Consider the following 25,501-nt stretch of genomic DNA (forward strand, 5'->3'; position numbering starts at 1 on the left):
GCGGGCCAGTATGCGGGCCAGTATGCGGGCCTGTATGCTGCCACGGCGGCGCGTGCCGCGCCAGCCGTTTCTTGCGCTTGAATGGTTGCGCCGGAAGCCGACCGCGCCGCGCCTGCGTTCACGACAGCTCGACCAGGCAGGCGTTGCCGCCCGGCGGCGTCAGCGCGGCGGCGTGCTGGATTTGCAGCTCGGCCGGCACGCCGTTCTTCACGGCGGTCATTTCGGCCAGGATGGAGATGGCGATTTCGGCCGGCGTCTTGCTGCCGATGTAGAGGCCGATCGGGCCGTGCAGCCGGGCCAGCTGCGCCGCGCTGACGTCGAACTGCAGCAGGCGCTCGCGCCGCTTGCTGTTGTTGAGGCGCGAGCCGATGGCGCCGACGTAGAAGGCCTCCGACTTGAGCGCCTCCATCAGCGCCAGGTCGTCCAGCTTGGGGTCGTGGGTCAGCGCGACGACGGCGCTGCGGTGGTCCAGCTTGAGCTCCAACACCAGGTCGTCCGGCATGGCGTGCACCAGCTCGACGCCGTCGACCTGCCAGCCGGCGCGGTATTCCTCGCGCGGGTCGCAGACGACGACGTGGTAGTCCATGGCGATGGCGATCTGCGCCAGAAAGCGCGACAGCTGGCCGGCGCCGATGATCAGCAGGCGCCAGCGCGGGCCGTGCAGCGTGGTCATGCTGTGTTCGTCCACGCTGAGCACGGCGCCGACCGGCGCCTTGGCCAGCGCGACGGCGCCGCTGCGCAGGTCGAGGCGGCGCTCGACCAGTTCGTGCCGTTCCAGCCGCTGCAGCAGCTCGGCGATGCGGCTGTGCGCGCCCAGCGGCTCGATGGCCAGCTCGATGGTGCCGCCGCAGGGCAGGCCGAAGCGGTGCGCCTCGTCGGCGCTGATGCCGTAGCTGACGATCTCGGGCGCGCTGCGCACGATGCCGTGGACGCGCACGCGCTCGATCAGGTCGTCCTCGATGCAGCCGCCGGAGACCGAGCCGACCACCCGGCCGTCGTCGCAGATGGCCAGCGTGGCGCCGATCGGGCGCGGGCTCGAGCCCCAGGTCTTGATGACGGTGACCAGTTCGCAGCGGTGGCCGGCGGCGATCCAGCCGGCGCTGGTCTTGAGTACTTCGAGGTCGATGCTGTCCATGGATTCCAGGCTGCGGCGTGAGGGGGGAAGCGATAGAATATACTACGCGTTCCCAAAGTTTGCAGGACGACCCCACATGACCGACCCATCCAAGAACGAAGACGACGGCAATCCGAAGTTCGGCCGCCTGTTGATCGTGTTGTTCGCCGCCGTGCTGGTGTGTGTCGCCCTGACCTGGGTGATGGGAACCTGGTTCCCCAACTTCCCCAGCATAGGCTAGGCCGCCGCTTTCGGTGAGCCGCTAGGGCCGTTTGCACACCACCGTCAGCGCGCTGTCGTAGGCGCTGTCGGGCACGATGTCCTCGGGCGCGAAGCGCTCGTATTTGAAGTTGCCGACCGGCTCGCCCTTGCCCATCGCGTCCGGGTAGTAGACCTGCGACAGCAGGGTGGTGGTGCGGTCGTCGCAGGAGTACAGGTGCAGCTCCTTGAGCGAGCGGTAGGCCTTGCCGTCGTGCGTGCTCTGCTCCTGGCCGAAGGACTGCATGGTCCACACCTTGCGCAGGGTGTCGACCTTGGTGACGCTGCTCTTGTCGATGTAGAAGGTCTTGCCGGCGCCGCCGCTGAGGCGGGCCCACTGCGCCGCCTGGCCCAGCGCGGGCAGGGTCGCCAGGGCCAGCAGCAGGCAAAATCGAAACGGTTTCATGACGCTTCCTTTTTTGCCAGTCCGCTGGCGGCTGGCGACGATTACGGCAGTTGCGGCACCAGCGGCTTGTTGGCCGCCTGGCGGGCCTTGATCTCGGCGACGGTGCGGTCGATCGCGGCCAAACGATAGGCGATGGCCGGGTGTGTCGCATTGTAGCCGTTTAGCACCGTGGCGGGATACTGCGTGGCCAGCCGCTGCCAGAAGGCGCGGACGTGCTCGATGTTGTAGTTGGCGCGCGCCAGCAGGTACAGCGCCAGCCGGTCGGCCGCCGCGTCGAGCTCCTGCGGCACCGGCTTGACGCCCGCGCTGCCGATCAACATCGACAGGTCGGGCCGCACGCCGACCAGGTTGTCGATGATGCCGCCGATGGTGGCCGAGGAGCGCAGCGTGCCGGCGTGGCCCAGCACGTTGTGGGCGATGTCCTTGGCCAGCACGAAGGCGATCGCCTCGTCGCTCTGGGCGAAGTTGATCATGCCACGGGTGATCAGCACGCGCTGGCCGTCGGCGTAGGAATTGATGTTGTCGGCGTTGCCCAGGTCGACCTTGAAGGCGCAGGCGCGCGTCACCGGTATGTTGAGCACCTGGTTGGCGCCGCCGCGCCAGACCGCCAGGTTGAGCGTGGCGCGGCTGCCCACCAGCGGGCCGAACATGGCGGCCGCCAGCGTCTCGGCGTTCTGCCCGACGGGCAGGTTCTTGCCTTCGATGGCCATCAGCGTGTCGCCCCGGCGCAGGCCGGCGCGCGCCGCGCCGCTGCCGGCCAGCACGCCGGAGACCTGCAGGCGGTCGCCGTAGCCCAGCACGGCCTGGGCCGCGTCGACGAATTCGCCGGGGTAGGAGTATTTGTTCTTGGCGGTGAAGCCGAGCAGGTTGCGCGCCTGCGTGCGGCACAGGTCGGCGTTGTTGATCAGCAGCGGCGCGGCGACGCGGTACAGGCGGTCCTGCAGCGTCACCATCTGGCCCAGCGCCTCCTGGGCGGCGATCGTTTTCGCCGTCACCACCGGGGTCTCGTCGATTGGCGCGCCACGGGCCGGCGCCGGCGCCGGCGCGCTGGGCGCCGGGCCGAAGGTGGAACAGGCGGCCAGCGTCAGCAGCGCCGTCGCGGCGACGATGGTCTTGACCACGGCCAGGGCCTTGGCCTTGTGGGCGCACTGCATGACGATTGCTGGCATAGACTTCCTTATTGTTTGCCGGTGCTGCCGAAACCGCCGGCACCGCGTTCGCTGCTGTCGAATTCCTCGACCACGTTAAAGCCGACCTGCAGGACCGGAACGATGATCAGCTGCGCCAAGCGCTCCATTGGATTGAGCGTGAAGGCGGCGTGGCCGCGGTTCCAGGTAGAGACCATCAACTGGCCCTGGTAGTCGGAGTCGATCAAGCCTACCAGATTACCCAGCACGATGCCGTTCTTGTGGCCCATGCCGCTGCGCGGCAGGATCATCGCGGCGTAGCCGGGATCGGCCAGGTGGATCGCCAGGCCGGTCGGAATCAGCACGGTCTGGCCGGCTTCGATGACGATGGGCGCATCGATGCAGGCGCGCAGGTCGAGGCCGGCGCTGCCCGGGGTGGCGTAGGCCGGCAGTTGTTCCTTCATGCGCGGGTCGAGGATCTTGATGTCGATAGTTTTCATTGCGTCGTTTCTGTGTTGCGTAAGGCGCTTATTCGATATTGGACTTACTGGTGGTGATGCGGAGGGAGGCGCTCACTGGAACAGCGAGTACTTGTCGAGCCGCTTGGAGATTTCGCAAACCAGCTGTCGCGCCAGGCTCAATTTGTCGGCGCGCGGCAGGATGGTGTGGCCGTTTTCGTCGAACAGGATGATGGTGTTGTCGTCCTGGCCGAAGGTGTGGTGGCCGATGTTGCCAACCAACAGGGGGATGCCCTTCTTCTCGCGCTTGGCGGCGCCGAAGGCCAGCAGGTTCTCCGACTCGGCGGCGAAGCCGACGCAGTAGGGATAGCCGGCCAGGCTGGTGCGCGCCGCCACGGTGGCGAGGATGTCCGGGTTTTGTTCGAACTTCAGGTCGGGCACCGAGCCGTCGTCCTTTTTTTTCATCTTCTGCTCGCTGGCGTTGGCGACGCGCCAGTCGGCCACCGCCGCCACGGCGATGAAGACGTGCTGGCCGTCGACGGCCGCCATGACGGCGTCGTGCATCTGCTGGGCGCTTTGCACGTTGATGCGCTGCACGCCGTGCGGCGCGGTCAGCGCGGTCGGGCCGGAGATCAGCAGCACCTCGGCGCCGGCCTCGCGGGCGGCGCGGGCGACGGCGTAGCCCATCTTGCCCGAGGAGAGGTTGGTGATGCCGCGCACCGGGTCGATCGCCTCGAAGGTGGGGCCGGCGGTGATCAAAATGCGCTTGCCGGCCAGGGCCTTCGGCTGGAAGGCGGCGATCAGCTCCTCGAGCAGCTGCTGCGCTTCGAGCATGCGGCCCAGGCCGACCTCGCCGCAGGCCTGCTCGCCGGCGGCCGGGCCGAAGAACACCACGCCGTCCTCGCGCAGCTGGGCGACGTTGCGCTGGGTGGCCGGGTTCTGCCACATCTCCACGTTCATCGCCGGCGCCACCAACAGCGGCAGCATGCGCGGCCTGGCCAGGCACAGGGTCGACAGCAGGTCGTCGCAGGCGCCGTGCGCCAGCTTGCGCAGGAAGTCGGCCGAGCAGGGCGCGATGAGAATCGCGTCGGCCTGGCGGGTGATGTCGATGTGCGCCATGTTGTTGTCGACGCGCGGGGCCCGACTGGCTGCTGAACACCGGCTGGCCGGACAGCGCCTGCATGGTGACGGCGGTGATGAAGTGGCTGGCGGCGTCGGTCATCACCACCTGCACCGAGGCGCCGGCCTTGCTCAGGGCGCGGCACAGTTCGGCCGCCTTGTAGCAGGCCACGCCGCCGGTCAGGCCGAGGACGATTTTTTTACCGGTCAGATCCATGTTGATACTCCAGCGTGCGGCAGGTTGGTCGGCGAATCGGCGAATGGCGCTCAGCGGTTGACGCGGCGCAGTTCGTCGATGATGAACAGGCCGGCGCCGATGCAGATGGCGGAGTCGGCGATGTTGAAGGCCGGGAAATGGCCGAAGGCCTTGATGTGGAAATCGAGGAAGTCGACGACGTGGCCGTAGGCCATGCGGTCGATGACGTTGCCGAGGGCGCCGCCGAGGATCAGCGCCAGGGCCCAGCAGAACATGCGCTGGCCGCCGTGCTTTTTGAGCAGCAGGACGATGTACAGCGCGACGCCGATGGCGAGGGCGCTGAGGAAGTAGCGCTGCCAGCCGCCCTCGTTCGACAGGAAGCTGAAGGCGGCGCCCTTGTTGTAGGCCAGCACCAGGTTGAAGAAGGAGGTGACGACCTTCTCCTCGCCCAGGTGGAACAGCTTGGTGATGGTGATCTTGGACAGTTGGTCGAACAGGATGACGATGGCGGCAATGCCCAGCCATGGCATCAGGTTGGAGCGGGGTTGCGTCGAGAAGCGGTTCTTGGTGGCCATGGAGTGTCGAAAGGGGTGGGTGGACGCCGCCGCGCCGGGGCGCGGCGGCGGATCGTGTACCTGGGTGTATCAGGCGAACTTGCGCTTTTCGCCGGCGCCGAACAGATTGCTGTGGCAGCGGCCGCACAGGGTCGGATGGTCGGCGTGGCTGCCGACGTCGGCGCGGTAGTGCCAGCAGCGCTCGCACTTGGCGGCGGCCGAGGCGGCCACTTCGACGGCCTCGTCGGCTTCCGTTTCGACTTCGACGGCCCGGGCCTGCGAAGTGATGAAGACGAACTTCAGGTTCGTCGTCCAGGCTGGCCAGCAGGCGGTACTTGTCGCCGGCCGCCTTGATGGTCAGTTCGGCCTGCAGCGAGGAGCCGATGGCGCCCGAGGTGCGCAGGTCTTCCAGTTGCTTGGTGACGCCGGTGCGCACGGCGCGCAGGGCGCTGTACTTCTCCATCAGCGCGGCGCCGTCGGCCGGCTGCGGCAGCTGCCACCAGGTTTGCGTGAAGATGGTCTCGTCGCTGGCCTTGTACGCCTCGGCGCCGGCGAAGATGGCCCAGGCCTCCTCGGCGGTGAACGACAGCGCCGGCGCCATCAGGCGCAGCAGGCTTTGCGTGATGTGCCACAGCGCGGTCTGCGCCGAGCGGCGCGCCGGCGAACCGATGGCGCTGGTATACAGGCGGTCCTTGAGGATGTCCAGGTAGAAGCCGCCCAGGTCGCTCGGAGCAGAAGTTCTGCAGCTTCGACACCACCGGCTGGAACTCGTACTGGTCGTAGTGGGCCACCATGTCGGCCTGCAGCGCGGCCATGTTGGCCAGCGCGTAGCGGTCGATCTCGAACAGCTGGTCCACCGGCACGGCCTGGGTGGCGTGGTCGAAGTCGGAGATGTTGGCCAGCAGGAAGCGCAGCGTGTTGCGGATGCGGCGGTAGGCCTCGGTGACGCGCTTGAGGATCTCGTCGGAGATCGACAGCTCGCCGGTGTAGTCGGTCGAGGCGATCCACAGGCGCAGGATGTCGGCGCCCAGGGTGTCGGAGATCTTCTGCGGCGCCAGCGTGTTGCCCAGCGATTTGGACATCTTCTTGCCCTCGCCGTCGACGGTGAAGCCGTGCGTCAGCAGCGCCTTGTAGGGCGGCCGGCCGTTGAGCATCGAGGAGGTCAGCAGGGACGAGTGGAACCAGCCGCGGTGCTGGTCGGAACCCTCCAGGTACAGGTCGGCCGGGAACGCCGATTGCTCCTTGTGCGAGCCGCGCAGCACGGTCTGGTGGGTGGTGCCGGAGTCGAACCAGACGTCCAGCGTGTCCTTGTTCTTGAGGTACATGGCGGCCTCGTCGCCGAGCAGGTCGCTTCAAGTCCAGCGCCAGCCAGGCGTCGATGCCGCTCTGCTCGATCAGCTGGGCGACCTGCTCCAGCAGCTCGGGCGTGCGCGGATGCAGTTCGCCGGTCTCCTTGTGGACGATGAAGGCCATCGGCACGCCCCATTGGCGTTGGCGCGACAGGGTCCAGTCGGGACGGTTGGCGATCATGCCGTGCAGGCGGGCCTGGCCCCAGTCCGGGTAGAACTTGGTGTCGGCGATGCCTTGCAGGGCGCTCTGGCGCAGGGTCGGGCCGCCGTCCTTCGGCGTCACGTCCATGCCGGCGAACCACTGCGAGGTGGCGCGGTAGATGATCGGCGTCTTGTGGCGCCAGCAGTGCATATAGCTGTGGGCGAACATCTTCACCTCGAACAGGGCGCCGGCCTCGGTCAGCGCGCTGCAGATCGGCTTGGAGGCCTCCCAGATGGTCATGCCGCCGAACAGCGGCAGGGTCGAGACGAACTTGCCGTCGCCCATCACCGGCGTCAGGATGGCGTCGTCCTTCAGGCCGTGCGCCTTGCAGGAGATGAAGTCGTCCTGGCCGTAGGCGGGCGCCGAGTGGACCACGCCGGTGCCGCTCTCGGTGGTGACGTAGTCGGCCAGGTACATCGGCGACAGGCGGTCGTAGAAGGCGTCGCTGGCGTGCAGCGGGTGGCGGAAGCCGATGCCGGCCAGGGCGGCGCCGTCGCAGGTGGCGATGGTGCTGCCTTCGAGCTTGTAGCGGGCCAGGCAGGATTCGGCCAAATCCTGCGCCAGGATCAGCAGCAGCGGGGCGCCGTCACGCTCGGTTTGCACCAGCGCGTACTTGATCTCCGGGTGGACGTTGAGCGCCTGGTTGGACGGGATGGTCCACGGCGTGGTGGTCCAGATGACGATGAAGCCGTTCTCCGTCGGCAGCGAGGGCAGGCCGAAGGCGGCCGCCAGCCTGGCGTGCTCGGCGAACTTGAAGCCGACGTCGATCGCCGGGTCGCGCTTGTCCTGGTATTCCACTTCGGCCTCGGCCAGGGCGGAACCGCAGTCGAAGCACCAGTTGACCGGCTTCAGGCCGCGATACACATAGCCCTTTTCCAGCAGTTGGCCGAGGGCGCGCAGCTCGTCGGCCTCGTTCGAGTAGTTCATCGTCAGGTAGGGGTTTTCCCACTCGCCCAGCACGCCCAGACGGATGAAGTCCTTGCGCTGGCGGTCGACCTGCTCGAGCGCGTAGGCGCGCGCCTTGGTCAGCACCTCGGCGGTCGGCAGGTTCTTGCCGTATTGTTTTTCGATCTGGATCTCGATCGGCATGCCGTGGCAGTCCCAGCCCGGCACGTAGGGCGCGTCGAAGCCGGCCAGGGTGCGCGACTTGACCACCATGTCCTTGAGGATCTTGTTGACGGCGTGGCCGAGGTGGATGTCGCCGTTGGCGTAGGGCGGGCCGTCGTGCAGGATGAATTTCGGCCGGCCGGCGGCGGCCTTGCGGATGCGCTGGTAGATCTTCTTCTCTTGCCAGTCCTTGACCCATTGCGGCTCGCGCTTGGCCATGTCGCCGCGCATCGGGAACGGGGTTTCGGTCATGTTGACCGGGTATTTGCTCTCGGGCTTCTTGCCCTGCTTGGCTTCTTTCGGCGCTGCTGGTTTGCTGGTATCGGACATGTTTATCTTTAAGGTGGATATGCTGTTTGGATCGTGTGTTCGGGGTGGTCGAAAATGGCCGGCGCGCGTGGCCGCTGCGCTGTCAAATTCGGTCGGTCGCGGTGACGGCGCCGGCGCGCCGTTCGAAGTACTCGCGCGCCATGTTCGAGTCGCGTTCGATGGCGGCGGTCAGCGTCGCCAGGTCGTGGTACTTCTCCTCGTCGCGCAGCTTGTGCAGGAATTCGACGCGCACCTGCTTGCCGTAGCAGTTGGCGTTGAAGTCGAACAGGTGCACCTCGAGCAGCACGCGGCCGCTGTCGTCGACGGTGGGGCGCACGCCCAGGCTGGCGACGGCCGCCAGCGGCGCCGCCGCCAGGCCGTGCACCTGGACGATGAAGATGCCGGCCAGGGCGGGGCGGTGCGGCACGCGCAGGTTGAGGGTCGGGAAGCCCAGCGTGCGGCCCAGTTTCTGGCCGTGGATCACATGGCCGGAGATGGCGTAGGGGTGGCCCAGCAGCTGCTCGGCGTGGCCGAAGTCGCCCGCCGCCAGCGCGGCGCGCACGGCCGACGAGGAGATGCGGTCGCCGCCGTTCATCACGGTGGGCAGCGTCTCGACGTGGAAGCCGTAGTGGCGGCCGGCCTCCTGCAGCATGGCGACGTTGCCGGCGCGCTTGGCGCCGTAGCAGAAGTCGTCGCCGACCATCAGCCATTTGACGTGCAGGCCCTCGACCAGCACCCGCTCGGTGAACTGCTGCGGCGTGAGGGCGGCGAAGTGGGCCGAGAAGTGTTCGACGATGACGCGGTCGATGCCGTTGTCGGCCAGCGACTGCAGCTTGTCGCGCAGGTTGGCGATGCGCGGCGGCGCCTTCGACAGGTCGCCGGCGCGCTGGGCGAAGAATTCGCGCGGGTGCGGCTCGAAGGTCATCACGGCGGCCTCCAGGCCGAGCGCGTCGGCGGCGCCACGGACGCGGCCGAGCAGCGCCTGGTGGCCGAGATGGACACCGTCGAAGTTGCCGATGGTGAGCGCGCAGGGCGCGCGCGCCGCTGCATTGGGGAGACCGCGGAATACCTTCATGGGAATCTTGGGGGGAAACTGTCGCTAAATGGTGGATTATACGGTCTGTTCGGCCCGAGCACACCCGCAAAGGGGCCGGCGCGGCGTTTCGGGCCCGATTCGCGGCCCGAAAAGCTGAAAAAGCGCGGTCTGCGCTAGGCAGACCGCGCTTCGGCGGTGCGTCGTCCCCGCGGCGGCGGGCCGCGGCGGGGACGGGCGGGCGCTTACATCGGGTGGTTGATTTGCAGCGTCCAGTAGCGCGCCAGGTCGGCCGCGCCGTCGGTGCCCTTGACGCCCTTCAGCGTCGCCAGGGCGGCCGGTTTCTTGCCGGCCTGCGCCTGGGCGATGCCCAGGTGCAGCTTCAAATGGTCCGGATGCTTGGCGCCGTCCATCTTGGTCGCCTGCGTCATCAGCTCCAGGCCCTTGTCGGCCTTGCCGGCGCTGGCCAGGGCGAAGCCCAGGTTGCTCAGGCCGTCGGCGTCCTTGTTTTTCAACAGTTCGGCTTCCAGCTTGGCGGCGTGGGTCTCGCCGTCGGCGGCGGTCTTCACGGCCAGGTCCCTTCAGGCGCTGGTGGCGGGCGGCGTCCGAGCCGACGCCCAGCACGCCTTTTTTGTAGCCCTGGTCGATGATCTTCAGCGCCTCGGCGCCGTTGCCGGACTGCAGCGCCAGCTGGCTCATCTCCATGTACTCGCCCGGCTTGCTGAGCAGGCCGTTGGCCAGCTTCAGGCGCAGCACGTCGAGCGACAGGGTGCCGGAGAAGCCCGGCTTGCCGGTGACGCGGTTGAGCAGGTCGGCCCAGTAGCTGGTTTTAGGATAGGAGCCGGCCAGTTTTTCCAGGGTCTGCACATAGCCGGCCTTGTCGTTCTGTTTCAGCTGGATGTTGGCCAGCATTTGCAGCTGGGCCTCGCTGTTGCCCTTGCCCTGGAGTTCCTTGGCCGCCTCGGCGTACTTGCCGCTGATGTAGTAGGTCTGGATCAGCAGTTCGCGCATTTGCGGGTTCTCGCCGTCCTTCAGCGAGCGCTGGATCCAGGTGATGGCCTTCGGGTAGTCCTTGGCGCGGTAGTAGATGCCGGCCAGGGCCTGGGTGAATTTCGGTGCCTCGGCGGCGGACAGCTTGCCGGAGTTGATCACCGCTTCGAAGGCGTGGGCGGCGGCGTCGTTGTCGCCTGCCGCGGCGGCGGCCGAGGCGCGGGTGCGCTCGATCAGGTACACCTCGTTGGGCGACTTGCCGCCGACGGCGTCCGCTTCCTTCAGCTTGGCCAGCGCTTCCTTGTTCTTGCCTGCCTGTGCCAGTTTCTGTGCTTCCTGCAGTGGCTTGCCTACTTCGGCGCGCACGGCGTCGGCGGCGTGGGCGATCGAACCCAGGCCGACCAGCGGGGCGGCGGCGGTGAAACCAATGGCGGCCATTACCAGGCCGAGATGAGCGAGACGAAACTTGGACATGGGGAAGTTTTCTTTCATCAAAATGCGAAATAGGCAGGACTATCCTGCCTATCGTTCAAATAAAGGGACGCTGCTGCGGTCTTATTGGAACTGTTCGTTGCCGACCAGGCCAATCTTGGTCACACCCAGGCGCTGGGCCGAAGCCATGACGCCCGCGACGACCTTGTACGACACCAGCTTGTTCGGACGCAGATGCACCTCCGGCTGGTCCGCTTGCGCGGCGACGTCGACCAGTTTGGCTTCCAGGGCGGCACGGCTAGGAATCACCGCGTTGTCCCACAGAATCGTACCGTCGAAGTCCACGTCGATGGTCACCACGACCGGATCCTTGGTCGGTGGCGGCGGGGTGCCGACCGGCATGTTCAAGTTCACCGAATGGTTGGCCTTAGGAATCGTAATGATCAGCATGATAATCAGCACCAGCATCACGTCGATGAGGGGCGTCATATTCATTTCCATCATTGGTTCCGGATCGCCGCCTGCGGCGGGAGAACCGACATTCATACTCATGGTGTTTCCTTTTAAGAAGGGGGCTGGCTGCGCCCCCGGGCCGATGGCCTGGCCGGGGACGCACGGGGATCAACCCCGGTCAGGCGGTTCGGTGATGAAGCCGACCTTCTGGATGCCAGCGCGCTGGGTAGTGTAAATGACCTTGCCGATGGACTCGTAGCGTGTTTCCTGGTCGCCACGTACGTGCACTTCCGGCTGAGGCAACTTGACTGCTTCCACCTTCAGAAAATCGAACAACTCATTGGTGTCCTTCATTTTCTTCTGATTCCAGTAGATGTCGCCATCCTTGTTTACAACGATGTTGACATCTTCCGGTTTGGTCTGAATCACCTGGTTGGTCTCTTCCGGCAGCTTGATTTTCTGCAGTTTGAGAACGACCGGGCTCGTGATCAGGAAGATAATCAGCAGAACCAACATGATGTCGACGAGCGGCGTCGTGTTGATTTCCGACATGACTTGATCTTCGTCTCCGCTATCGGAGCCTACGGACATCGACATGGCAATTATCCGATCTTTTTAGCGCCGGCTGCACGGCCAGCTTCGCTGGTCGACATGGCGCCGGAGATCAGGACCGAGTGGACGTCGGCGCTGAAGGAGCGGACATCTTCCATCGCCGATTTGTTGCGACGCACCAGCCAGTTGTAACCCAGCACGGCAGGAACGGCGACGAACAGGCCGAAGGCGGTCATGATCAGCGCTTCGCCGACCGGGCCGGCGACCTTGTCGATCGAGGCGTTACCGGTCATGCCGATGTTGATCAGCGCGTTGTAGATACCCCAAACGGTACCGAACAGACCGATGAACGGCGCGGTCGAACCGACGGTGGCCAGGAAGGACAGGCCGTCTTGCAGACGCGACTGGACTTTGTCCACGGCGCGCTGGATCGACATGGTGACCCAGGTCGACAGGTCGATTTGTTCCAGCAGGGCGCCGTCGTGGTGCACGGTGGCCTTGGTGCCGCTTTCAGCGATGAAGCGGAATGGCGAGCCGTCCTTCAGGGCTGCCGAACCGGCGGCGATCGACGGGGCTTTCCAGAACTTGGCCGAGGTTTCCTTCGACTGTTTGAAGATCTTCATCTGGTCGATCAGCTTGGTGACGATGATGTACCACGAACCCATCGACATCAGCGACAGGATGATCAGCGTGCCGCGCGAGACGAAACCACCGTTCCACACCGCTTCGAAGCCGAACGGGTTTTCCACTTCCTCTTTTTCCACGTGGGCGGCTGGAGCCGACGCTTCCGGAGCTGCTGCTGCCGCATCCGCTGCCGGAGCGGCTGCTGGGGCCGAAGCGGCTGCCGAGGCTGGCGCGTCAGCGAAGGCTGGGGCGCTTACCAGGGCGGTGGCTGCGGTCACCGAAAACAGCACAGCGGCCAGTACAGCGGACAAACGGGTATTCTTAAACATGCTTCCTCCAAATTAATAAAATAATCAGATCGCTGAATGTAGGTTGACAACGAACTTAGGTGAGACGGGGTGTGCCTCGGTTTATTCCAGCGTCCAAACGTATTGCACTTGCGTAACCGACTGTTCTGCCTTGCCGTCGGTCATGCCTGGCTTGAATTTGCATTTGCTAATCCCTGCCGCTGCCGCCTTGTCCAGGTCGCGGAAGCCACTCGACTTCAGCACTTTGGATTCGAGCACGTGGCCGTCGACGCCGACCACGAATTGCAGGGTTACCGTACCGGTTTCTTCGTTGCGCAGCGATGACTTGGGCCATTCTGGTTTCGCGCAGGCGTTGAAATCGTAGACCGCCGGAACATGCACCGATTTGGCCGGGCCTGGAGGGGCTGCCGGTTGAGCTGGTGGTGTTTTCTGCAGTTCGTTCGACGCCGGTTTCACGTTGGTCGCGTTGGCGATCGTGTTTTGTTGCGGCGGCGGCTGCTGCACATTCACCTCGACTGGCGGGATGAATGGCGGCGGAGGTGCCTTCATCTCTGGCGGTGGCGGTGGCGGCGGCAACTCCTTCGGTGGAGGTGGTTTCACCTCCTCGATGATCTTGGTCTCAACCGGTTCGATCATCTTGCTGACCAAGCGTTTGCCCAAGCCTGTCACGATCCCATAAGCGACCAGGAGGTGCAACAAAACGACAATGGTAATGCCTGTAAAGTTCTTCCCGGTGCTTTTCTCGTTGTGCGTGAAATTCATGCCTGCTTTCTCCAATACCAACTCTTTTTTGTTGCTACTAAACCCCAAAATGGCGACGCAAAACAACAGCCGCATCCGGGACGTCGGCGAATTATACATACGAATTCTTGATTTTACATAGAATTTTAATCCCTAAAACCGGTTAAATTTCATGCGTTTAGCCCGTGTAAGACCAATTATTCTGCGGACCATCTGCACCGTTCTAGAACAAAAAGCAAGACTAATCGGCACGTTTTTGGGGCGGCCCCGACTGGAGTGGTGCTTAGTTTTCCGATATCGCAAAACGCGGAATTATGTCAATGTCATTCCGCAAAACGCGATGGAAAATTTGGTGCAAAGTGTTGCATTGGCGAAATTTCCACCGAACATACTGCGGCCTCCGGAGCCGAAAAAAGTTGACGCGGCGGGCCGAGCATGCATACCAGCGCGACGCCGAGCGGCGCCGCGGCGCCGACTTGCATATATATATGATGTGGACGAGGGGGCGCCGCCGCGCGGCGGCGCCGGTGGCGGGGCCGGATCAGCCGTTGCGGTTGCGCTTTTCGCGCTTGCATTCGATGGTGCTGAGCACCTCGCCGTCCGGCGCCACCGTGTCGAGGTGGACGTCGAAGCCCCACAGCCGGGCGACGTGCTTGAGCACCTCGTTGGCCTGCTGGTTCAAGGGCCGGCGCTGGAACTGCGTGTGGCGCAGCGTCAGCGCGCGGTCGTCGCGGGTGTTGACCGACCAGACCTGGATGTTGGGCTCGCGGTTGCCAAGGTTATACTGCTCGGCCAGTTGCTGGCGCACGTAACGATAACCGAGCTCGTCGTGGATGGCCGAGATGGTCAGCTTCTCGTTGTTGTCGTCGTCGAGCACGGCGAACAGGTGGAACTCGCGGATCAGCTTGGGCGACAGGTACTGGGCGATGAAGCTCTCGTCCTTGAAGTTGCGCATGGCGAAGTCGAGCGCCTTGCGCCAGTCGCTGCCGGCGATGGCGGGGAACCATTCGCGGTCCTCGTCGGTGGGGTGCTCGCAGATGCGGCGGATGTCCGTCATCATGGCGAAGCCCAGCGCGTAGGGGTTGATGCCGCTGTAGTGGGGGCTGCTGACGGGCGGCTGGTAGACCACGTTGGTGTGGCTCTTGAGGAATTCCATCATGAAGCCGTCGCCCACCACGCCCTCGTCGTACAGCTGGTTCAGGATGGTGTAGTGCCAGAAGGTGGCCCAGCCCTCGTTCATCACCTGGGTCTGGCGCTGCGGGTAGAAGTACTGGCTGATCTTGCGCACGATGCGCACCATCTCGCGCTGCCAGGGCTCGAGCAGGGGCGCGTACTTCTCGATGAAGTACAGCAGGTTCTCCTCCGGCTCGGGCGGGAAGCGCGGCTGCAGGCGGTTGACCTCCTCCTCCTCGCGGCGCGGCAGGGTGCGCCACAGCTCGTTGATCTGCGACTGCATGTAGGCCTCGCGCTCCTTCTGCCGCGCGTTCTCCTGCGCCAGCGACAGCTTGGCCGGCCGCTTGTAGCGGTCCACGCCGTAGTTCTGGATGGCGTGGCAGGAGTCGAGCAGCAGCTCGACGGCGTCGATGCCGTGGCGCTGCTCGCACTCGCTGATGTAGTTCTTGGCGAACACCATATAGTCGACGATGGCCTCGGCGTCGGTCCAGGTGCGGAACAGGTAGTTGCCCTTGAAGAAGGAGTTGTGGCCGTAGGCGGCGTGGGCGATCACCAGCGCCTGCATGGTCAGGCTGTTCTCCTCCATCAGGTAGGCGATGCAGGGGTTGGAGTTGATGACGATCTCGTAGGCCAGGCCCATCTGGCCGCGCTTGTAGCCCTTCTCGGTGGACAGGAAGTGCTTGCCGAAGGACCAGTGGTTGTAGGACACCGGCATGCCGACCGAGGTGTAGGCGTCCATCATCTGCTCGGCGGTGATGATCTCGAGCTGGTTGGGGTAGGTGTCCAGGCCGAAGGCCTCGGCGACGCGGCGGATCTCCTCGTGGGCCTGCTCGATCAGTTCGAAGGTCCACTCGGACTGTTCCGGCAGGGCGCGCGGGTGGCGCGGCTTTTTGAGCATCTGGTTCATGGCGGGGCTCGCTTATTGGATGCTGGGCGCGGGATGGTGGGGCCGGGCCGGGCTACTTCGGCTGCTTTTTGAACAGCTCGCGGAACACCGGGTAGATGTCGGCCGGCGTGACGATCTTCTGCATGGCGAAATGCGGGTGGTGGTCGCCCACCTGCGAATACTGCTCCCACAGGTTCTGCGGCGGTCCGTCGGTGATCTCCACATAGGTGTAGTACTGCACCTTGGGCATGATGGTGTTGATGAGCAACTGGCGGCACAGCACCGAGTCGTTGTCCCAGTTGTCGCCGTCGGAGGCCTGGGCGACGTAGCTGTTCCACTGGCCGGCGCCGTAGCGCTCCTCGATGATCTTGTCGAGCAGGTGCAGGGCCGAGGAGACCACGGTGCCGCCCGACTCGCGCGAATGGAAGAACTCCTCCTCGTTGACCTCGGCGGCGGCGGTGTGGTGGCGGATGAAGACCACCTCGATCTTGTCGTAGGCGCGCTTGAGGAACAGGTAGAGCAGGATGAAGAAGCGCTTGGCGGTGTCCTTGCGCGTCTCGTCCATCGAGCCCGAGACGTCCATGATGCAGAACATCACCGCCTGGGTCATCGGCTTGGGCACCTTGACGCGGTTGCTGTAGCGCAGGTCGAAGGGGTCGATGAAGGGGATCGCCAGCAGCCGCGTGTGCAGATGGTGGATCAGTTTTTTGAGCTCGATGACGCGCGGGTCCTCCAGCGGCGCGCCGGCCAGCAGCAGCACCTCCAGCTCGGTCTCGGCCTCGAGCACGCGCTTGCGCGAGCTGCCGCCGACGGCGATGCGGCGGCCCAGGGCGCCGCGCAGCGAGCGCAGCACGTGGATGTTGGACGGCGTGCCCGACATGTTGTAGCCGGCGCGCTGGTTCTTGAACTCGGTGGTGGCGGTCAGCTGCGTCTTGATCATGTGCGGCAGCTCGAGTTCGTCGAAGAAGTAGTTCATGAACTCTTCGCGCGACAGCTCGAAGATGAAGTCGTCCTCGCTCATCTGCTCGCTGTTGCCGGCCTTGCCGCGGCCGGCGCCGGCGCCGCCCTTGGGCCGGTTGATCAGGTCGCCCTTCTGGTATTCCTCGTTGCCCGGGTTGATGGTCTCCCACACGCCGCCGTGGGCGTGGCCGAAGGAGGGCTCGCCGACGTCCTTGACGGGGATCGAGACCTTCTCGCCGTTCTCGATGTCGGTGATCGAGCGGCCCTTGATGGCGCGGCCGACGGCGTCCTTGATCTGCGCCTTGTAGCGGCGCAGGAAACGCTCGCGGTTGACGGCGGACTTGTTTTTGCCCTGCAAACGACGGTCGATGAGGTAAGTCAAAAGATGCCTCCTGCTGCGATTGGTGCGGCGCCCGGGTTGGCCCGGCCGCGCCGCCGATGCGCTAGCGCCGCGCCCGCCGCGCCGCCCTGGCCGGGGCGGCGCGCGGCGGCGCCGGCGCGCGCTGCCTCCTCACGACGATTTGCGCACCCGCAGATACCATTCGCACAACAGGCGCACCTGCTTGGCCGTGTAGCCCTTCTCGACCATGCGGGCGACGAAGTCGGCGTGCTTGTTGGCGTCCTCGGCGCTGGCCTTGGCGTTGAACGAGATCACCGGCAGCAACTCCTCGGTGTTGGAGAACATCTTCTTCTCGATCACCGTGCGGAACTTCTCGTAGCTGGTCCAGGACGGGTTCTTGCCGCCGTTGTTGGCGCGCGCGCGCAGCCCGAAGTTGACGATCTCGTTGCGGAAGTCCTTCGGGTTGGAGATGCCGGCCGGCTTCTCGATCTTCTCGAGCTCGTTGTTGAGCGACTCGCGGTCGAAGCTCTCGCCGGTGTCCGGGTCGCGGAACTCCTGGTCCTGGATCCAGAAGTCGGCGAAGGTGACGTAGCGGTCGAAGATGTTCTGGCCGTACTCGGAATAGCTCTCCAGATACGCCGTCTGGATCTCCTTGCCGATGAACTCGACGTACTTCTGCGCCAGGTGCTCTTTTATATAGGAGAAGTATTTCTGCTCCGTCTCGGGCGGGAACTGCTCGCGCTCGACCTGCTGCTCGAGCACGTAGAGCAGGTGGACCGGGTTGGCGGCCACCTCGGTGTTGTCGAAGTTGAACACCTTGGACAGGATCTTGAAGGCGAAGCGGGTCGACAGCCCGTTCATGCCCTCGTCGACGCCGGCGTAGTCGACGTACTCGTGCATCGACTTGGCCTTGGGGTCGGTGTCCTTCAGGTTCTCGCCGTCGTACACCAGCATCTTGCTGAAGATGCTGGAGTTCTCCGGTCCTTCAGGCGCGACAGGATGGCGAACTGGGCCATCATCTTCAGCGTGCCGGGGGCGCAGGGCGCCTGGTACAGCGAGGAGTTGGCCACCAGCTTGTCGTAGATCTTGATCTCGTCGGTGACGCGCAGGCAGTAGGGCACCTTGACTATATAAATGCGGTCGAGGAAGGCCTCGTTGTTGCGGTTGTTCTTGAAGGTCTTCCACTCCGACTCGTTGGAGTGGGCCAGGATGATGCCGTCGAAGGGGATGGCGCCGAAGCCCTCGGTGCCCTTGTAGTTGCCCTCCTGGGTGGCGGTGAGCAGCGGGTGCAGCACCTTGATGGGCGCCTTGAACATCTCGACGAACTCCATCAGGCCCTGGTTGGCCAGGCACAGGCCGCCGGAATAGCTGTAGGCGTCCGGGTCGTCCTGCGAGTAGTCCTCGAGCTTGCGGATGTCGACCTTGCCGACCAGCGAGGAGATGTCCTGGTTGTTCTCGTCGCCCGGTTCGGTCTTGGAGATGGCGATCTGCTTGAGCACGGAGGGGTAGCGGCGCACCACGCGGAACTGGTTGATGTCGCCGTTGAACTCGTGCAGGCGCTTGACCGCCCAGGGGCTGGGGATGTTGCGCAGGTAGCGCCGCGGGATGCCGTAGTCTTCTTCCAGCAGCACGCCGTCCTCCTCCTCGTTGAACAGGCCGAGCGGCGACTCGTTGACGGGCGAGCCCTTCAGGCAATAGAAGGGCACGTGCTCCATCAGCGACTTGAGCTTCTCGGCGATCGAGGACTTGCCGCCGCCGACCGGGCCGAGCAGGTAGAGGATCTGCTTGCGCTCCTCCAGCCCCTGGGCGGCGTGGCGGAAGTAGGAGACCACCTGTTCGATCACCTCCTCGGTGCCGTAGAACTCGCGGAAGGCGGGGTAGATCTTGATGACCTTGTTGGCGAAGATGCGCGACAGCCGGGTGTCGTTGCGGGTGTCGACCAGGGTCGGTTCGCCGATCGCGGCGAGCATGCGCTCGGGGGCGCTGGCGTAGGTGAGATGGTCCTTCTTGCACAGGGCAAGATACTCGGACATGGACATCTCTTCTTCCTTGGTGCGTTCGTAACGGGCGGCGTAGTTGTCAAAAATGGTCATTTGAATGTCCTTTAATGTGAACCTACAAGTCACTGTATCGTTGGCAGTCCCGTACGCCGGCTTGCCTTGCCTCTAGTCTGTTGACCCTGCTGTCGCTGTTATTTTTATGGTGTTATTTGTATGCTGCCCGCTTCCCCGTGGTGGACCGGATTGCCCGGCCCGTGGAGCTGACATTTATGACCGGCGCTGGATGTTTGCCGGCTCTTTGTGTGTTCGTCGAAACGCATCTTACGTCAATGAAATTTATTATTGCTCTATTAGTTCAGGAAGTCAAAAGATATGTCGCAATATCGTTAATACTGTAATGTAAGTTATTGATTGCAAAGGGTAAATCCAGTATTTTTTGTGGAAAACACTGCTTGTATTCAAGCCCGTTCCGACGTCCATGCACCACATTAGCACGCCTGCCGCCGGCCTGCCGGAAAGGGCGCAAACGGCGCCATTCGCCTGTGGCGAAAAAGTGCGCGGCGGCGCCGCCGGCGCCGTGCCGCGCGCTGGCGCCGATATGCCTTCATAATGGCGGCTACCAAGCGGCGCCGGCATGCCGGCGCCGCCACCAGATAAATAGATGAGGAAAGAGAAAACCATGCTGAACGATCAATTGCGCGCCGCGCTGCAACACATGCCCAAGGCCGAATTGCACATCCACATCGAGGGTTCGCTGGAGCCGGAACTGATCTTCGCGCTGGCCGAGCGCAACGGCGTGGCGCTCAACTACGCCTCGGTCGAGGACTTGCGCGCCGCCTACGCCTTCACCGACCTGCAATCCTTCCTCGACATCTACTACGCCGGCGCCAGCGTGTTGCTGCAGGAGCAGGACTTCTACGACATGACGGCGGCCTACCTGGCGCGCGCCGAGGCCGACAACGTGCGCCACTGCGAGATCTTCTTCGACCCGCAGACCCACACGGCGCGCGGCGTGCCGATGCGCACGGTGATCGACGGCATCCACCGCGCCTGCCAGGACAGCCCGGTCAGCGCCACGCTGATCCTCAGCTTCCTGCGCCACCTGTCGGAGGAGGACGCCTTCGCCACCCTGGAGGCGGCGCTGCCGCTGCGCGACAAGTACATCGGCATCGGCCTCGACTCGTCCGAGGTGGGCAATCCGCCGGAGAAGTTCGCCCGCGTCTTCGCCCGCTGCAGGGAGCTCGGCTTCCACCTGGTGGCCCACGCCGGCGAGGAAGGGCCGCCGGCCTACATCAGCACCGCGCTCGACGTGCTCAAGGTCGAGCGCATCGACCACGGCGTGCGCTGCCTGGAGGACGCCGCCCTGACCGCGCGGCTGGCGCGCGAGCAGATCGCGCTGACGGTGTGCCCGCTGTCGAACGTCAAGCTGCGCGTGTTCGACAAGATGGAACAGCACAACCTGCTGGCCCTGCTCGACGCCGGCCTGGCGGTGACCGTCAACTCGGACGACCCGGCCTACTTCGGCGGCTACATGAACGACAACTTCATCGCCACCTTCGAGGCGCTGCCGCTGGGCCTGTCGCACGCGCAGCGGCTGGCGCGCAACGGCTTCGCCGCCGCCTTCCTGCCGGCCGGGCAGAAGCAGAAGTACCTCGACGAGGTGGACGCCTTCTTCGCCGCGCTGTAAGGCGGCGCCGCTCGCTTAAGGTGCCGGCGGCGCCAACACCACCCAAAGGCGCAGAGCCAGGGTCAGACCCTAGGGTCTGACCCTAGATCTTCGCCCGTGGGCTTTCTTAATGTAGCTGCAATGCCGTAAGAGTAAGACGGCCGCGCGCCGGCCCGTCGATTTTTTGGGAGAGCCATGTTCAAACAAGCCGTGAGAATGACCGCGCGCGACTGGCGCGCCGGCCAGTTGCGTTTCCTGCTGGTGGCCTTGACGGTGGCGGTGGCCGCCCTGTCGGCGGCCGGCTTCTTCATCGACCGCCTGCGCACCGGGCTGGAGCGCGACGCCCACCAGCTGCTCGGCGCCGACCTGGTGGTCAACGCCGACCAGCCGCTGCCGGCCGCCTGGCGCGCCGAGGCGCTGCGCCGCGGCCTGCGGCTGAGCGACACGGCGACCTTCCCCAGCATGGCGCAGGCCGGCGCGGGCGAGCGGTCGCACGGCCTGCTGGCCTCGGTCAAGGCGGTCGGCGAGGGCTATCCGCTGCGCGGCACGCTGAAGACCACGCGCGACGCCGGCCAGGCCGAGCAAAGCCTGGGCGAGGCGGCCGGCGGCATCCCCGCGCCGGGCACGGTGTGGGTCGACGCCGGCCTGCTGGGCGGCCTGCACATCGCGCTGGGCGAGCGGCTGCGCCTGGGCGACGCCAGCTTCACGGTGACGCGGCTGATCGCCTCCGAGCCGGACCGTGGCGCCTCCTTCATGAACTTCGCGCCGCGCCTGATGCTGCCGCTGGCCGACCTGGAGTCGACCGGCCTGCTGCAACCGGGCGCGCGGCTGACCTACCGCCTGCTGCTGGCGGCGCCCACCGAGCAGCTGGCCGGCCAGGTGGCGGCCTATGAGCAGTGGCTGCGGGCGGCCATCCGCGCCGGCGCCGTCAAGGGCGTGCGGATCGACTCGCTGGAGTCGGGCCGGCCGGAGATGCGCGCCACGCTGGAGCGGGCCGACCGCTTCCTGTCGCTGGTCGGCCTGCTGTCGGCGATGCTGGCGGCGGTGGCCGTGGCGATGGCGGCGCGCCGCTTCATGCTGCGCCACCTCGACGCCTGCGCCATGCTGCGCTGCCTGGGGCTGACGCAGAACCAGGTGGCGCGCATGTACCTGATCGAATTCACCCTGGTCGGGCTGGCCGGCAGCGTGCTCGGCGTGGCGCTCGGCTTCGCCGGCCACTACGTGCTGCTGGAGGTGCTGGGCAAGCTGGTCAGCGCCGAGCTGCCGGCGCCCAGCCTGCTGCCGGCGCTGCAGGGCGTGGCCACCGGCATGCTGCTGCTGGTCGGCTTCGCCCTGCCGCCGGTGCTGCAACTGCGCAACGTGCCGCACAACCGGGTGATCCGCCGCGAGCAGGACGCGCCGCAGCCGCTGGCGCTGGCCACCTACGGCCTGGGCCTGGCCAGCTTCGTCGCGCTGCTGTTGTGGCAGGCCGGCGACGTGCGCCTGGCGCTGGCCACCGCGCTCGGCTTCCTGGCCGCCTTCGGCCTGTTCGCGCTGGCCGGCCGGCTGGCGCTGGCGGCGCTGCGACGGGCGCGTGGCGCCGTCGACAACCAGAGCTGGCGCTTCGCCGTCACCTCGCTGCAGCGCCGGCCCGGCGCCACGGTGGTGCAGATCGTCTCGCTGGCGCTGGGCCTGATGGCGCTGCTGCTGCTGACGGTGGTGCGCGGCGACCTGATGACGGCCTGGCGCAACGCCACGCCGGCCGACGCGCCGAACCGCTTCATCATCAACATCCAGCCGGAGCAGAAGGCGGCCATCGCGGCGCGGCTGGAGCGCGCCGGCGCGCCGGGCGCGCCGCTGTATCCGATGATACGCGGCCGACTGACGGCGGTGAACGGCGCCGCCGTCACCAGCGACACCTATGCCGACGAGCGCGCGCGCAACCTGGCCGAGCGCGAGTTCAACCTGTCGACCATGGCCAGCATGCAGGCGGAGAACAAGATCGTCGCCGGGCGCTGGTTCGGCGCCGCCGCCGACCCAGCGCCCGCCGCGTCGTCAGCGGCCGCCGCGGGGAACGATGCGGCCGGCGCGGCCGAGCCGCTGGCCGAGGCCTCGGTGGAGGAGGGCATCGCCAAGACGCTGCGCCTGAAGCTGGGCGACACGATGCGCTTCGACATCGCCGGGCAGACGGTGGAGGCGCGCATCACCAGCCTGCGCAAGCTGGAGTGGGGTTCGATGCGGGTCAACTTCTTCGTCATCATCAGTCCTGCGGCGATGGCCGGCATGCCGCAGACCTGGATCACCGCCTTCCACCTGCCGCGCCAGCGCGGCGCGGAGATGGACGCCCTGACGCGCGACTATCCGAACCTGACCATCGTCGACGTCGGCGGCGTGCTGCGCCAGGTGCAGGCGGTGCTCGAGCAGGTGGTGACGGCGGTCGAGTTCCTGTTCGCCTTCACGCTGGTGTCCGGCCTGCTGGTGCTGTATGCGGCCTTGATGGGGTCGCAGGACGAGCGCACCCGCGAGGCCGGCCTGCTGCGCGCGCTGGGGGCGACGCGGCGCCAGTTGTCGCGGGCGCAGCTGATCGAGTTCGCCCTGGTCGGCGCGCTGGCCGGGCTGCTCGCCGCCAGCGGCGCGGCGGCCATGGGTTGGGCCTTGGCGACCTACCAGTTCCAGTTCGCCTGGGCCTTCGCGCCGACGGTGTGGCTGGTCGGCCTGGCGGCCGGCGCGCTGTGCGCCATCGCCGGCGGCTGGCTGGGGCTGCGCAACGTGCTGCGCCAGCCGCCGCTGCAAACGCTGCGCGAAGCCTAGGCGGGACTCAGGCGGCGACTTCGCCCGCCACGTTGTGCTCCTGCAGGAACTGGGCGTAGGAGTGCAGCGGCGCGGCGAAGTAGTGCGCCGGCAGCTCGAACAGCGCCCAGAAGTACATCTCGCGGCCGTGGCAGACCTGCGGCGCGGCGCAGTAGCGGTGCCAGTTGTCGCCCACCGCGCGCGAGTACATGCCGTCGCCGTCGGCGTCGGAGAAGAACGGCAGCACGCGGCGCTCGAGCAGGGCGGCCAGCAGCGAGGGCGGGGCGTCGCTGTCGCGCGCGATCTCGTACTGGGCGCACATGCCCTGTTCGGTCTCGACCATCATCAGCATGGTCTTGCCGTGCTTGTCGATGAAGACGATGCCGGTCGGGTTGGGGAAGATGTAGTGCTCGACGAAGCCCATCCTGCGGCTCAGCTCCTGCACCACGGCGGCCAGCGCCGGGTCTTGCAGGAAGTGGTAGTTGTGCAGCACCACCAGGTCCCGCAGCGTTTCCGACTGCTCGGCGAAGTAGGCCTTTTGCAGGCAGGCGATCTCGCTTTCCAGCAGGTCCAGCGCCTGGTCGTCGCTCTTCTTGATGTAGCGGTCGATCAGGGCCCGGTTGAAGGCGGTGACGGCGATCTTCTCGTCGGCCGCGCCGGTGAACAGGATCTTTTTGCAGGGCAGGTGCTGCACCGCCTGGCAGAACTCCAGCCCGTTCATCTGCGGCATCGAGTAGTCGACCACCAGCACCGACGGCGTGGCGAAGCGCTGCGGCCGCTCGCTGATGCGGTAGATGCGCTCCAGGTCGAGCGCCACGTTGCACTGGTCGGGCGCCTCGTTCTGCGTGTCGAAGTTGACGTGCAGCGGCACCTCGTCGCGGCGCACGCTGTCGCGCAGCCAGGCCAGGGCGGCGCTGGTGTCGTGGAAGGTCTTGTTGGCCAACATCGGGTCGAGCTGGAAGGACATGCTGCGCAGGAAGGAGTCGCTGTCGTCGACCAGCACGGTCAGGGTCGGGTGGGAGTAGACGGGTAGTTGCATGGGGCACCTATGGCAAACGGGCTGAGGGCTGTGGGGGGAATTCGAGGACGAAGACGGCGTAGGCGTCCTCGCGCGAGACGCAGCGGATGCTGGCGTCCCAGGCCTGCATGATCTCCTTGCACAGGGCCAGGCCGATGCCGGTGCCGTTGTGCGCGGGGTAGGAGTAGAAGCGGCGGAAGATCAGCGGCAGGCGGCTGGGCGCGACGCCGCAGGCGGTGTCGATGAACAGCAGGCGCGGCGTGGCGCGGGCGCCGTCGACGACGATGCGCACGCGGCCCTTGCCGGCGCGGTGGATCGCCTTGAGGGCGTTGCGCAGCAGGTTGAGCAGGATCACCACCGACAGCTCGGCCTGGCCGGCGAAGGCGAAGTCGGCGCGCACCTCGACGGCCACGCTGCGTTGCTGGGCGGCGCCGGCGAAGGGGTAGCGCCGCAGCACCGATTCGACCACCGCCGCCATCGACACCGTCTCGGTCGGCCGCAGGTTGCGGTTGACCGCCGTCGCGCTGAGCAGGAACAGGTCGATCATGTGGTTCATGTGGCGCACCTCGAACTGGATGCGGGTGAGCGCGTCGAGCGTCTGCAGGCGGTCCTCGCGCTGGGCGCCGGCGCCGTCGTGGGCCAGGCGCAGCAGGCCGCGCACGTTGGCGTCGACGCTGGTGAGCGGGGTGCGCAGCTCGTGCGCCACGGTGGCCAGGCCGGCGCCCAGGCCGGCCAGCTTGGCCTGCGCCAGCACCTCGCGGCTGACCTTGGCCACCGACAGCGCGGCGATGGTAAACAGGTGGATCGGCAACTGCTGCAGCACCTGCGGGCGCAGCAGCGTGGCGGCCTCGCCCAGCGCGGCGGCGGCGGCGCAGGCCAGCGCGGTGCCGATCAGGTAGGCGCGGCAGGCCAGGCCGGTGTCGAAGTGGAACAGCACCACCAGGCCGATCAGCAGCGACTCGGCCCACACGCCCGAGGCGTGGTTCATCAGGAACATGAAGGTGAAGAAGAAGGGGAAGATGTAGCTCAGCGTGACGAGCAAATACAGGTCGAGCACCGGCTTGCTGTAGCGCTCGGCGAACAGGCCGGCGCTGCACAGCACGATGCCGACCAGGCGCAGCGGCACCGACTCGTAGTCCTGCGGGAAGAAGTTGTGCCACACCACGTAGTACAGCGGCATGCCGACCGTGCCGATGGCCGACAGCAGCAGCACGCGGGCGGTGGCGTGGTCTTCGCGGCCATGGTAGTGCAGCAAGGATTGGAGCAGATCCTGCTGAAACCATTTCCAGCGTTCGGATAGTCCTTGGCTCATGGCTACTGTTGACAATTATCAAGGTGCCATGATCCCCTCAATTGC

Annotated in this window: 19 protein-coding genes and 3 pseudogenes; 3 read left to right on the forward strand and 19 right to left on the reverse strand. The window is 65.9% G+C overall.

The features are described 5' to 3' along the window. Window positions 1–118: 118 nt before the first annotated feature. Window positions 119–1,135 carry an XdhC family protein gene (locus QC826_RS05100; RefSeq protein ID WP_279764681.1) on the reverse strand — a complete coding sequence of 339 codons (1,017 nt, stop codon included), beginning with the start codon at window positions 1,133–1,135 and terminating at the stop codon, window positions 119–121. 76 nt (window positions 1,136–1,211) lie between these two features. Here QC826_RS05100 and QC826_RS05105 point away from each other — a divergent pair, with 76 nt between their 5' ends. Continuing rightward, complete coding sequence (locus QC826_RS05105) at window positions 1,212–1,355, forward strand: hypothetical protein (protein ID WP_174900426.1); 144 nt, start codon at window positions 1,212–1,214, stop codon at window positions 1,353–1,355. 21 nt (window positions 1,356–1,376) lie between these two features. On the opposite strand, the gene QC826_RS05110 is transcribed toward QC826_RS05105, so the two are convergent. The 16 genes and pseudogenes from QC826_RS05110 to QC826_RS05185 all read right to left on the reverse strand — a co-directional run bounded on the left by QC826_RS05110 (window position 1,377) and on the right by QC826_RS05185 (window position 19,372). Continuing rightward, window positions 1,377–1,778: a surface-adhesin E family protein gene (locus QC826_RS05110; protein WP_279764682.1), complete on the reverse strand. Its 402-nt coding sequence runs from the start codon at window positions 1,776–1,778 to the stop codon at window positions 1,377–1,379. 41 nt (window positions 1,779–1,819) lie between these two features. Continuing rightward, a complete protein-coding gene (locus QC826_RS05115; protein WP_279764683.1) occupies window positions 1,820–2,947 on the reverse strand; it encodes a M48 family metallopeptidase in 1,128 nt (375 codons plus the stop codon). Window positions 2,948–2,955: 8 nt separating this feature from the next. Continuing rightward, window positions 2,956–3,405 carry a dUTP diphosphatase gene (gene dut / locus QC826_RS05120; protein WP_093384641.1) on the reverse strand — a complete coding sequence of 150 codons (450 nt, stop codon included), beginning with the start codon at window positions 3,403–3,405 and terminating at the stop codon, window positions 2,956–2,958. A 72-nt stretch (window positions 3,406–3,477) separates the two neighbouring features. Continuing rightward, a pseudogene (coaBC, locus tag QC826_RS05125) lies at window positions 3,478–4,699 on the reverse strand (bifunctional phosphopantothenoylcysteine decarboxylase/phosphopantothenate--cysteine ligase CoaBC). Window positions 4,700–4,749: 50 nt separating this feature from the next. Further along, window positions 4,750–5,253 (reverse strand): signal peptidase II, encoded by a 504-nt coding sequence (gene lspA / locus QC826_RS05130; protein ID WP_279764684.1) that lies wholly within the window; start codon window positions 5,251–5,253, stop codon window positions 4,750–4,752. 69 nt (window positions 5,254–5,322) lie between these two features. After that, a pseudogene (gene ileS, locus QC826_RS05135) lies at window positions 5,323–8,220 on the reverse strand (isoleucine--tRNA ligase). A gap of 82 nt (window positions 8,221–8,302) precedes the next feature. Beyond that, window positions 8,303–9,274, reverse strand: coding sequence for a bifunctional riboflavin kinase/FAD synthetase (locus QC826_RS05140; RefSeq protein ID WP_279764685.1), 972 nt, complete (start codon window positions 9,272–9,274; stop codon window positions 8,303–8,305). Between the two features lie 36 nt (window positions 9,275–9,310). Continuing rightward, window positions 9,311–10,696 (reverse strand): CDC27 family protein, encoded by a 1,386-nt coding sequence (locus tag QC826_RS05145; RefSeq protein WP_313872839.1) that lies wholly within the window; start codon window positions 10,694–10,696, stop codon window positions 9,311–9,313. A gap of 81 nt (window positions 10,697–10,777) precedes the next feature. Beyond that, a complete protein-coding gene (locus tag QC826_RS05150) occupies window positions 10,778–11,206 on the reverse strand; it encodes an ExbD/TolR family protein (RefSeq protein WP_174900425.1) in 429 nt (142 codons plus the stop codon). Window positions 11,207–11,275: 69 nt separating this feature from the next. Continuing rightward, a complete protein-coding gene (locus QC826_RS05155) occupies window positions 11,276–11,704 on the reverse strand; it encodes an ExbD/TolR family protein (protein WP_093384623.1) in 429 nt (142 codons plus the stop codon). A 5-nt stretch (window positions 11,705–11,709) separates the two neighbouring features. Beyond that, entirely contained in the window at window positions 11,710–12,612 is a 903-nt protein-coding gene (locus QC826_RS05160; protein WP_279764686.1) for a MotA/TolQ/ExbB proton channel family protein, read from the reverse strand. An 81-nt stretch (window positions 12,613–12,693) separates the two neighbouring features. After that, entirely contained in the window at window positions 12,694–13,353 is a 660-nt protein-coding gene (locus QC826_RS05165; RefSeq protein WP_279766386.1) for an energy transducer TonB, read from the reverse strand. Between the two features lie 520 nt (window positions 13,354–13,873). After that, window positions 13,874–15,412 (reverse strand): SpoVR family protein, encoded by a 1,539-nt coding sequence (locus QC826_RS05170; protein ID WP_409567769.1) that lies wholly within the window; start codon window positions 15,410–15,412, stop codon window positions 13,874–13,876. A gap of 52 nt (window positions 15,413–15,464) precedes the next feature. Next, window positions 15,465–16,733 carry a YeaH/YhbH family protein gene (locus QC826_RS05175; RefSeq protein ID WP_279764687.1) on the reverse strand — a complete coding sequence of 423 codons (1,269 nt, stop codon included), beginning with the start codon at window positions 16,731–16,733 and terminating at the stop codon, window positions 15,465–15,467. Between the two features lie 129 nt (window positions 16,734–16,862). Next, window positions 16,863–18,784 (reverse strand): annotated as a pseudogene (locus tag QC826_RS05180) (PrkA family serine protein kinase). Window positions 18,785–19,054: 270 nt separating this feature from the next. After that, window positions 19,055–19,372 (reverse strand): hypothetical protein, encoded by a 318-nt coding sequence (locus QC826_RS05185; protein WP_279764688.1) that lies wholly within the window; start codon window positions 19,370–19,372, stop codon window positions 19,055–19,057. Between QC826_RS05185 and QC826_RS05190 the strand changes: the two genes are divergently transcribed. Next, window positions 19,371–20,378, forward strand: a complete 1,008-nt coding sequence (locus QC826_RS05190; protein WP_279764689.1) for an adenosine deaminase — start codon at window positions 19,371–19,373, stop codon at window positions 20,376–20,378. The two genes, QC826_RS05185 and QC826_RS05190, sit on opposite strands and share 2 nt — an antisense overlap. 174 nt (window positions 20,379–20,552) lie before the next feature. Further along, the gene (locus tag QC826_RS05195) at window positions 20,553–23,147 is read left to right on the forward strand and encodes an ABC transporter permease (protein WP_279764690.1); all 2,595 of its coding nucleotides are present in this window, start codon (window positions 20,553–20,555) and stop codon (window positions 23,145–23,147) included. Between the two features lie 7 nt (window positions 23,148–23,154). Here QC826_RS05195 and QC826_RS05200 read toward each other — a convergent pair whose 3' ends face one another. Then, entirely contained in the window at window positions 23,155–24,165 is a 1,011-nt protein-coding gene (locus QC826_RS05200; protein WP_279764691.1) for a hypothetical protein, read from the reverse strand. A 7-nt stretch (window positions 24,166–24,172) separates the two neighbouring features. Beyond that, a complete protein-coding gene (locus tag QC826_RS05205) occupies window positions 24,173–25,456 on the reverse strand; it encodes a HAMP domain-containing sensor histidine kinase (RefSeq protein WP_279764692.1) in 1,284 nt (427 codons plus the stop codon). Between the last annotated feature and the right edge of the window lie 45 nt (window positions 25,457–25,501).

It is taken from the genome of Rugamonas sp. DEMB1, assembly GCF_029834475.1.
GTDB classification, from domain to species: Bacteria; Pseudomonadota; Gammaproteobacteria; order Burkholderiales; family Burkholderiaceae_D; genus Rugamonas; species Rugamonas rubra.

Excerpts from the sequence above, each read along its gene's own strand:
- QC826_RS05100 (WP_279764681.1), bottom strand. The coding sequence starts at position 1,135 with ATGGACAGCATCGACCTCGAAGTACTCAAGACCAGCGCCGGCTGGATC.
- QC826_RS05105 (WP_174900426.1), top strand. The coding sequence starts at position 1,212 with ATGACCGACCCATCCAAGAACGAAGACGACGGCAATCCGAAGTTCGGC.
- QC826_RS05110 (WP_279764682.1), bottom strand. The coding sequence starts at position 1,778 with ATGAAACCGTTTCGATTTTGCCTGCTGCTGGCCCTGGCGACCCTGCCC.
- QC826_RS05115 (WP_279764683.1), bottom strand. The coding sequence starts at position 2,947 with ATGCCAGCAATCGTCATGCAGTGCGCCCACAAGGCCAAGGCCCTGGCC.
- dut (WP_093384641.1), bottom strand. The coding sequence starts at position 3,405 with ATGAAAACTATCGACATCAAGATCCTCGACCCGCGCATGAAGGAACAA.
- lspA (WP_279764684.1), bottom strand. The coding sequence starts at position 5,253 with ATGGCCACCAAGAACCGCTTCTCGACGCAACCCCGCTCCAACCTGATG.
- QC826_RS05140 (WP_279764685.1), bottom strand. The coding sequence starts at position 9,274 with ATGAAGGTATTCCGCGGTCTCCCCAATGCAGCGGCGCGCGCGCCCTGC.
- QC826_RS05145 (WP_313872839.1), bottom strand. The coding sequence starts at position 10,696 with ATGTCCAAGTTTCGTCTCGCTCATCTCGGCCTGGTAATGGCCGCCATT.
- QC826_RS05150 (WP_174900425.1), bottom strand. The coding sequence starts at position 11,206 with ATGAGTATGAATGTCGGTTCTCCCGCCGCAGGCGGCGATCCGGAACCA.
- QC826_RS05155 (WP_093384623.1), bottom strand. The coding sequence starts at position 11,704 with ATGTCGATGTCCGTAGGCTCCGATAGCGGAGACGAAGATCAAGTCATG.
- QC826_RS05160 (WP_279764686.1), bottom strand. The coding sequence starts at position 12,612 with ATGTTTAAGAATACCCGTTTGTCCGCTGTACTGGCCGCTGTGCTGTTT.
- QC826_RS05165 (WP_279766386.1), bottom strand. The coding sequence starts at position 13,353 with ATGAATTTCACGCACAACGAGAAAAGCACCGGGAAGAACTTTACAGGC.
- QC826_RS05170 (WP_409567769.1), bottom strand. The coding sequence starts at position 15,412 with ATGAACCAGATGCTCAAAAAGCCGCGCCACCCGCGCGCCCTGCCGGAA.
- QC826_RS05190 (WP_279764689.1), top strand. The coding sequence starts at position 19,371 with ATGCTGAACGATCAATTGCGCGCCGCGCTGCAACACATGCCCAAGGCC.
- QC826_RS05185 (WP_279764688.1), bottom strand. The coding sequence starts at position 19,372 with ATGGTTTTCTCTTTCCTCATCTATTTATCTGGTGGCGGCGCCGGCATG.
- QC826_RS05195 (WP_279764690.1), top strand. The coding sequence starts at position 20,553 with ATGTTCAAACAAGCCGTGAGAATGACCGCGCGCGACTGGCGCGCCGGC.
- QC826_RS05200 (WP_279764691.1), bottom strand. The coding sequence starts at position 24,165 with ATGCAACTACCCGTCTACTCCCACCCGACCCTGACCGTGCTGGTCGAC.
- QC826_RS05205 (WP_279764692.1), bottom strand. The coding sequence starts at position 25,456 with ATGAGCCAAGGACTATCCGAACGCTGGAAATGGTTTCAGCAGGATCTG.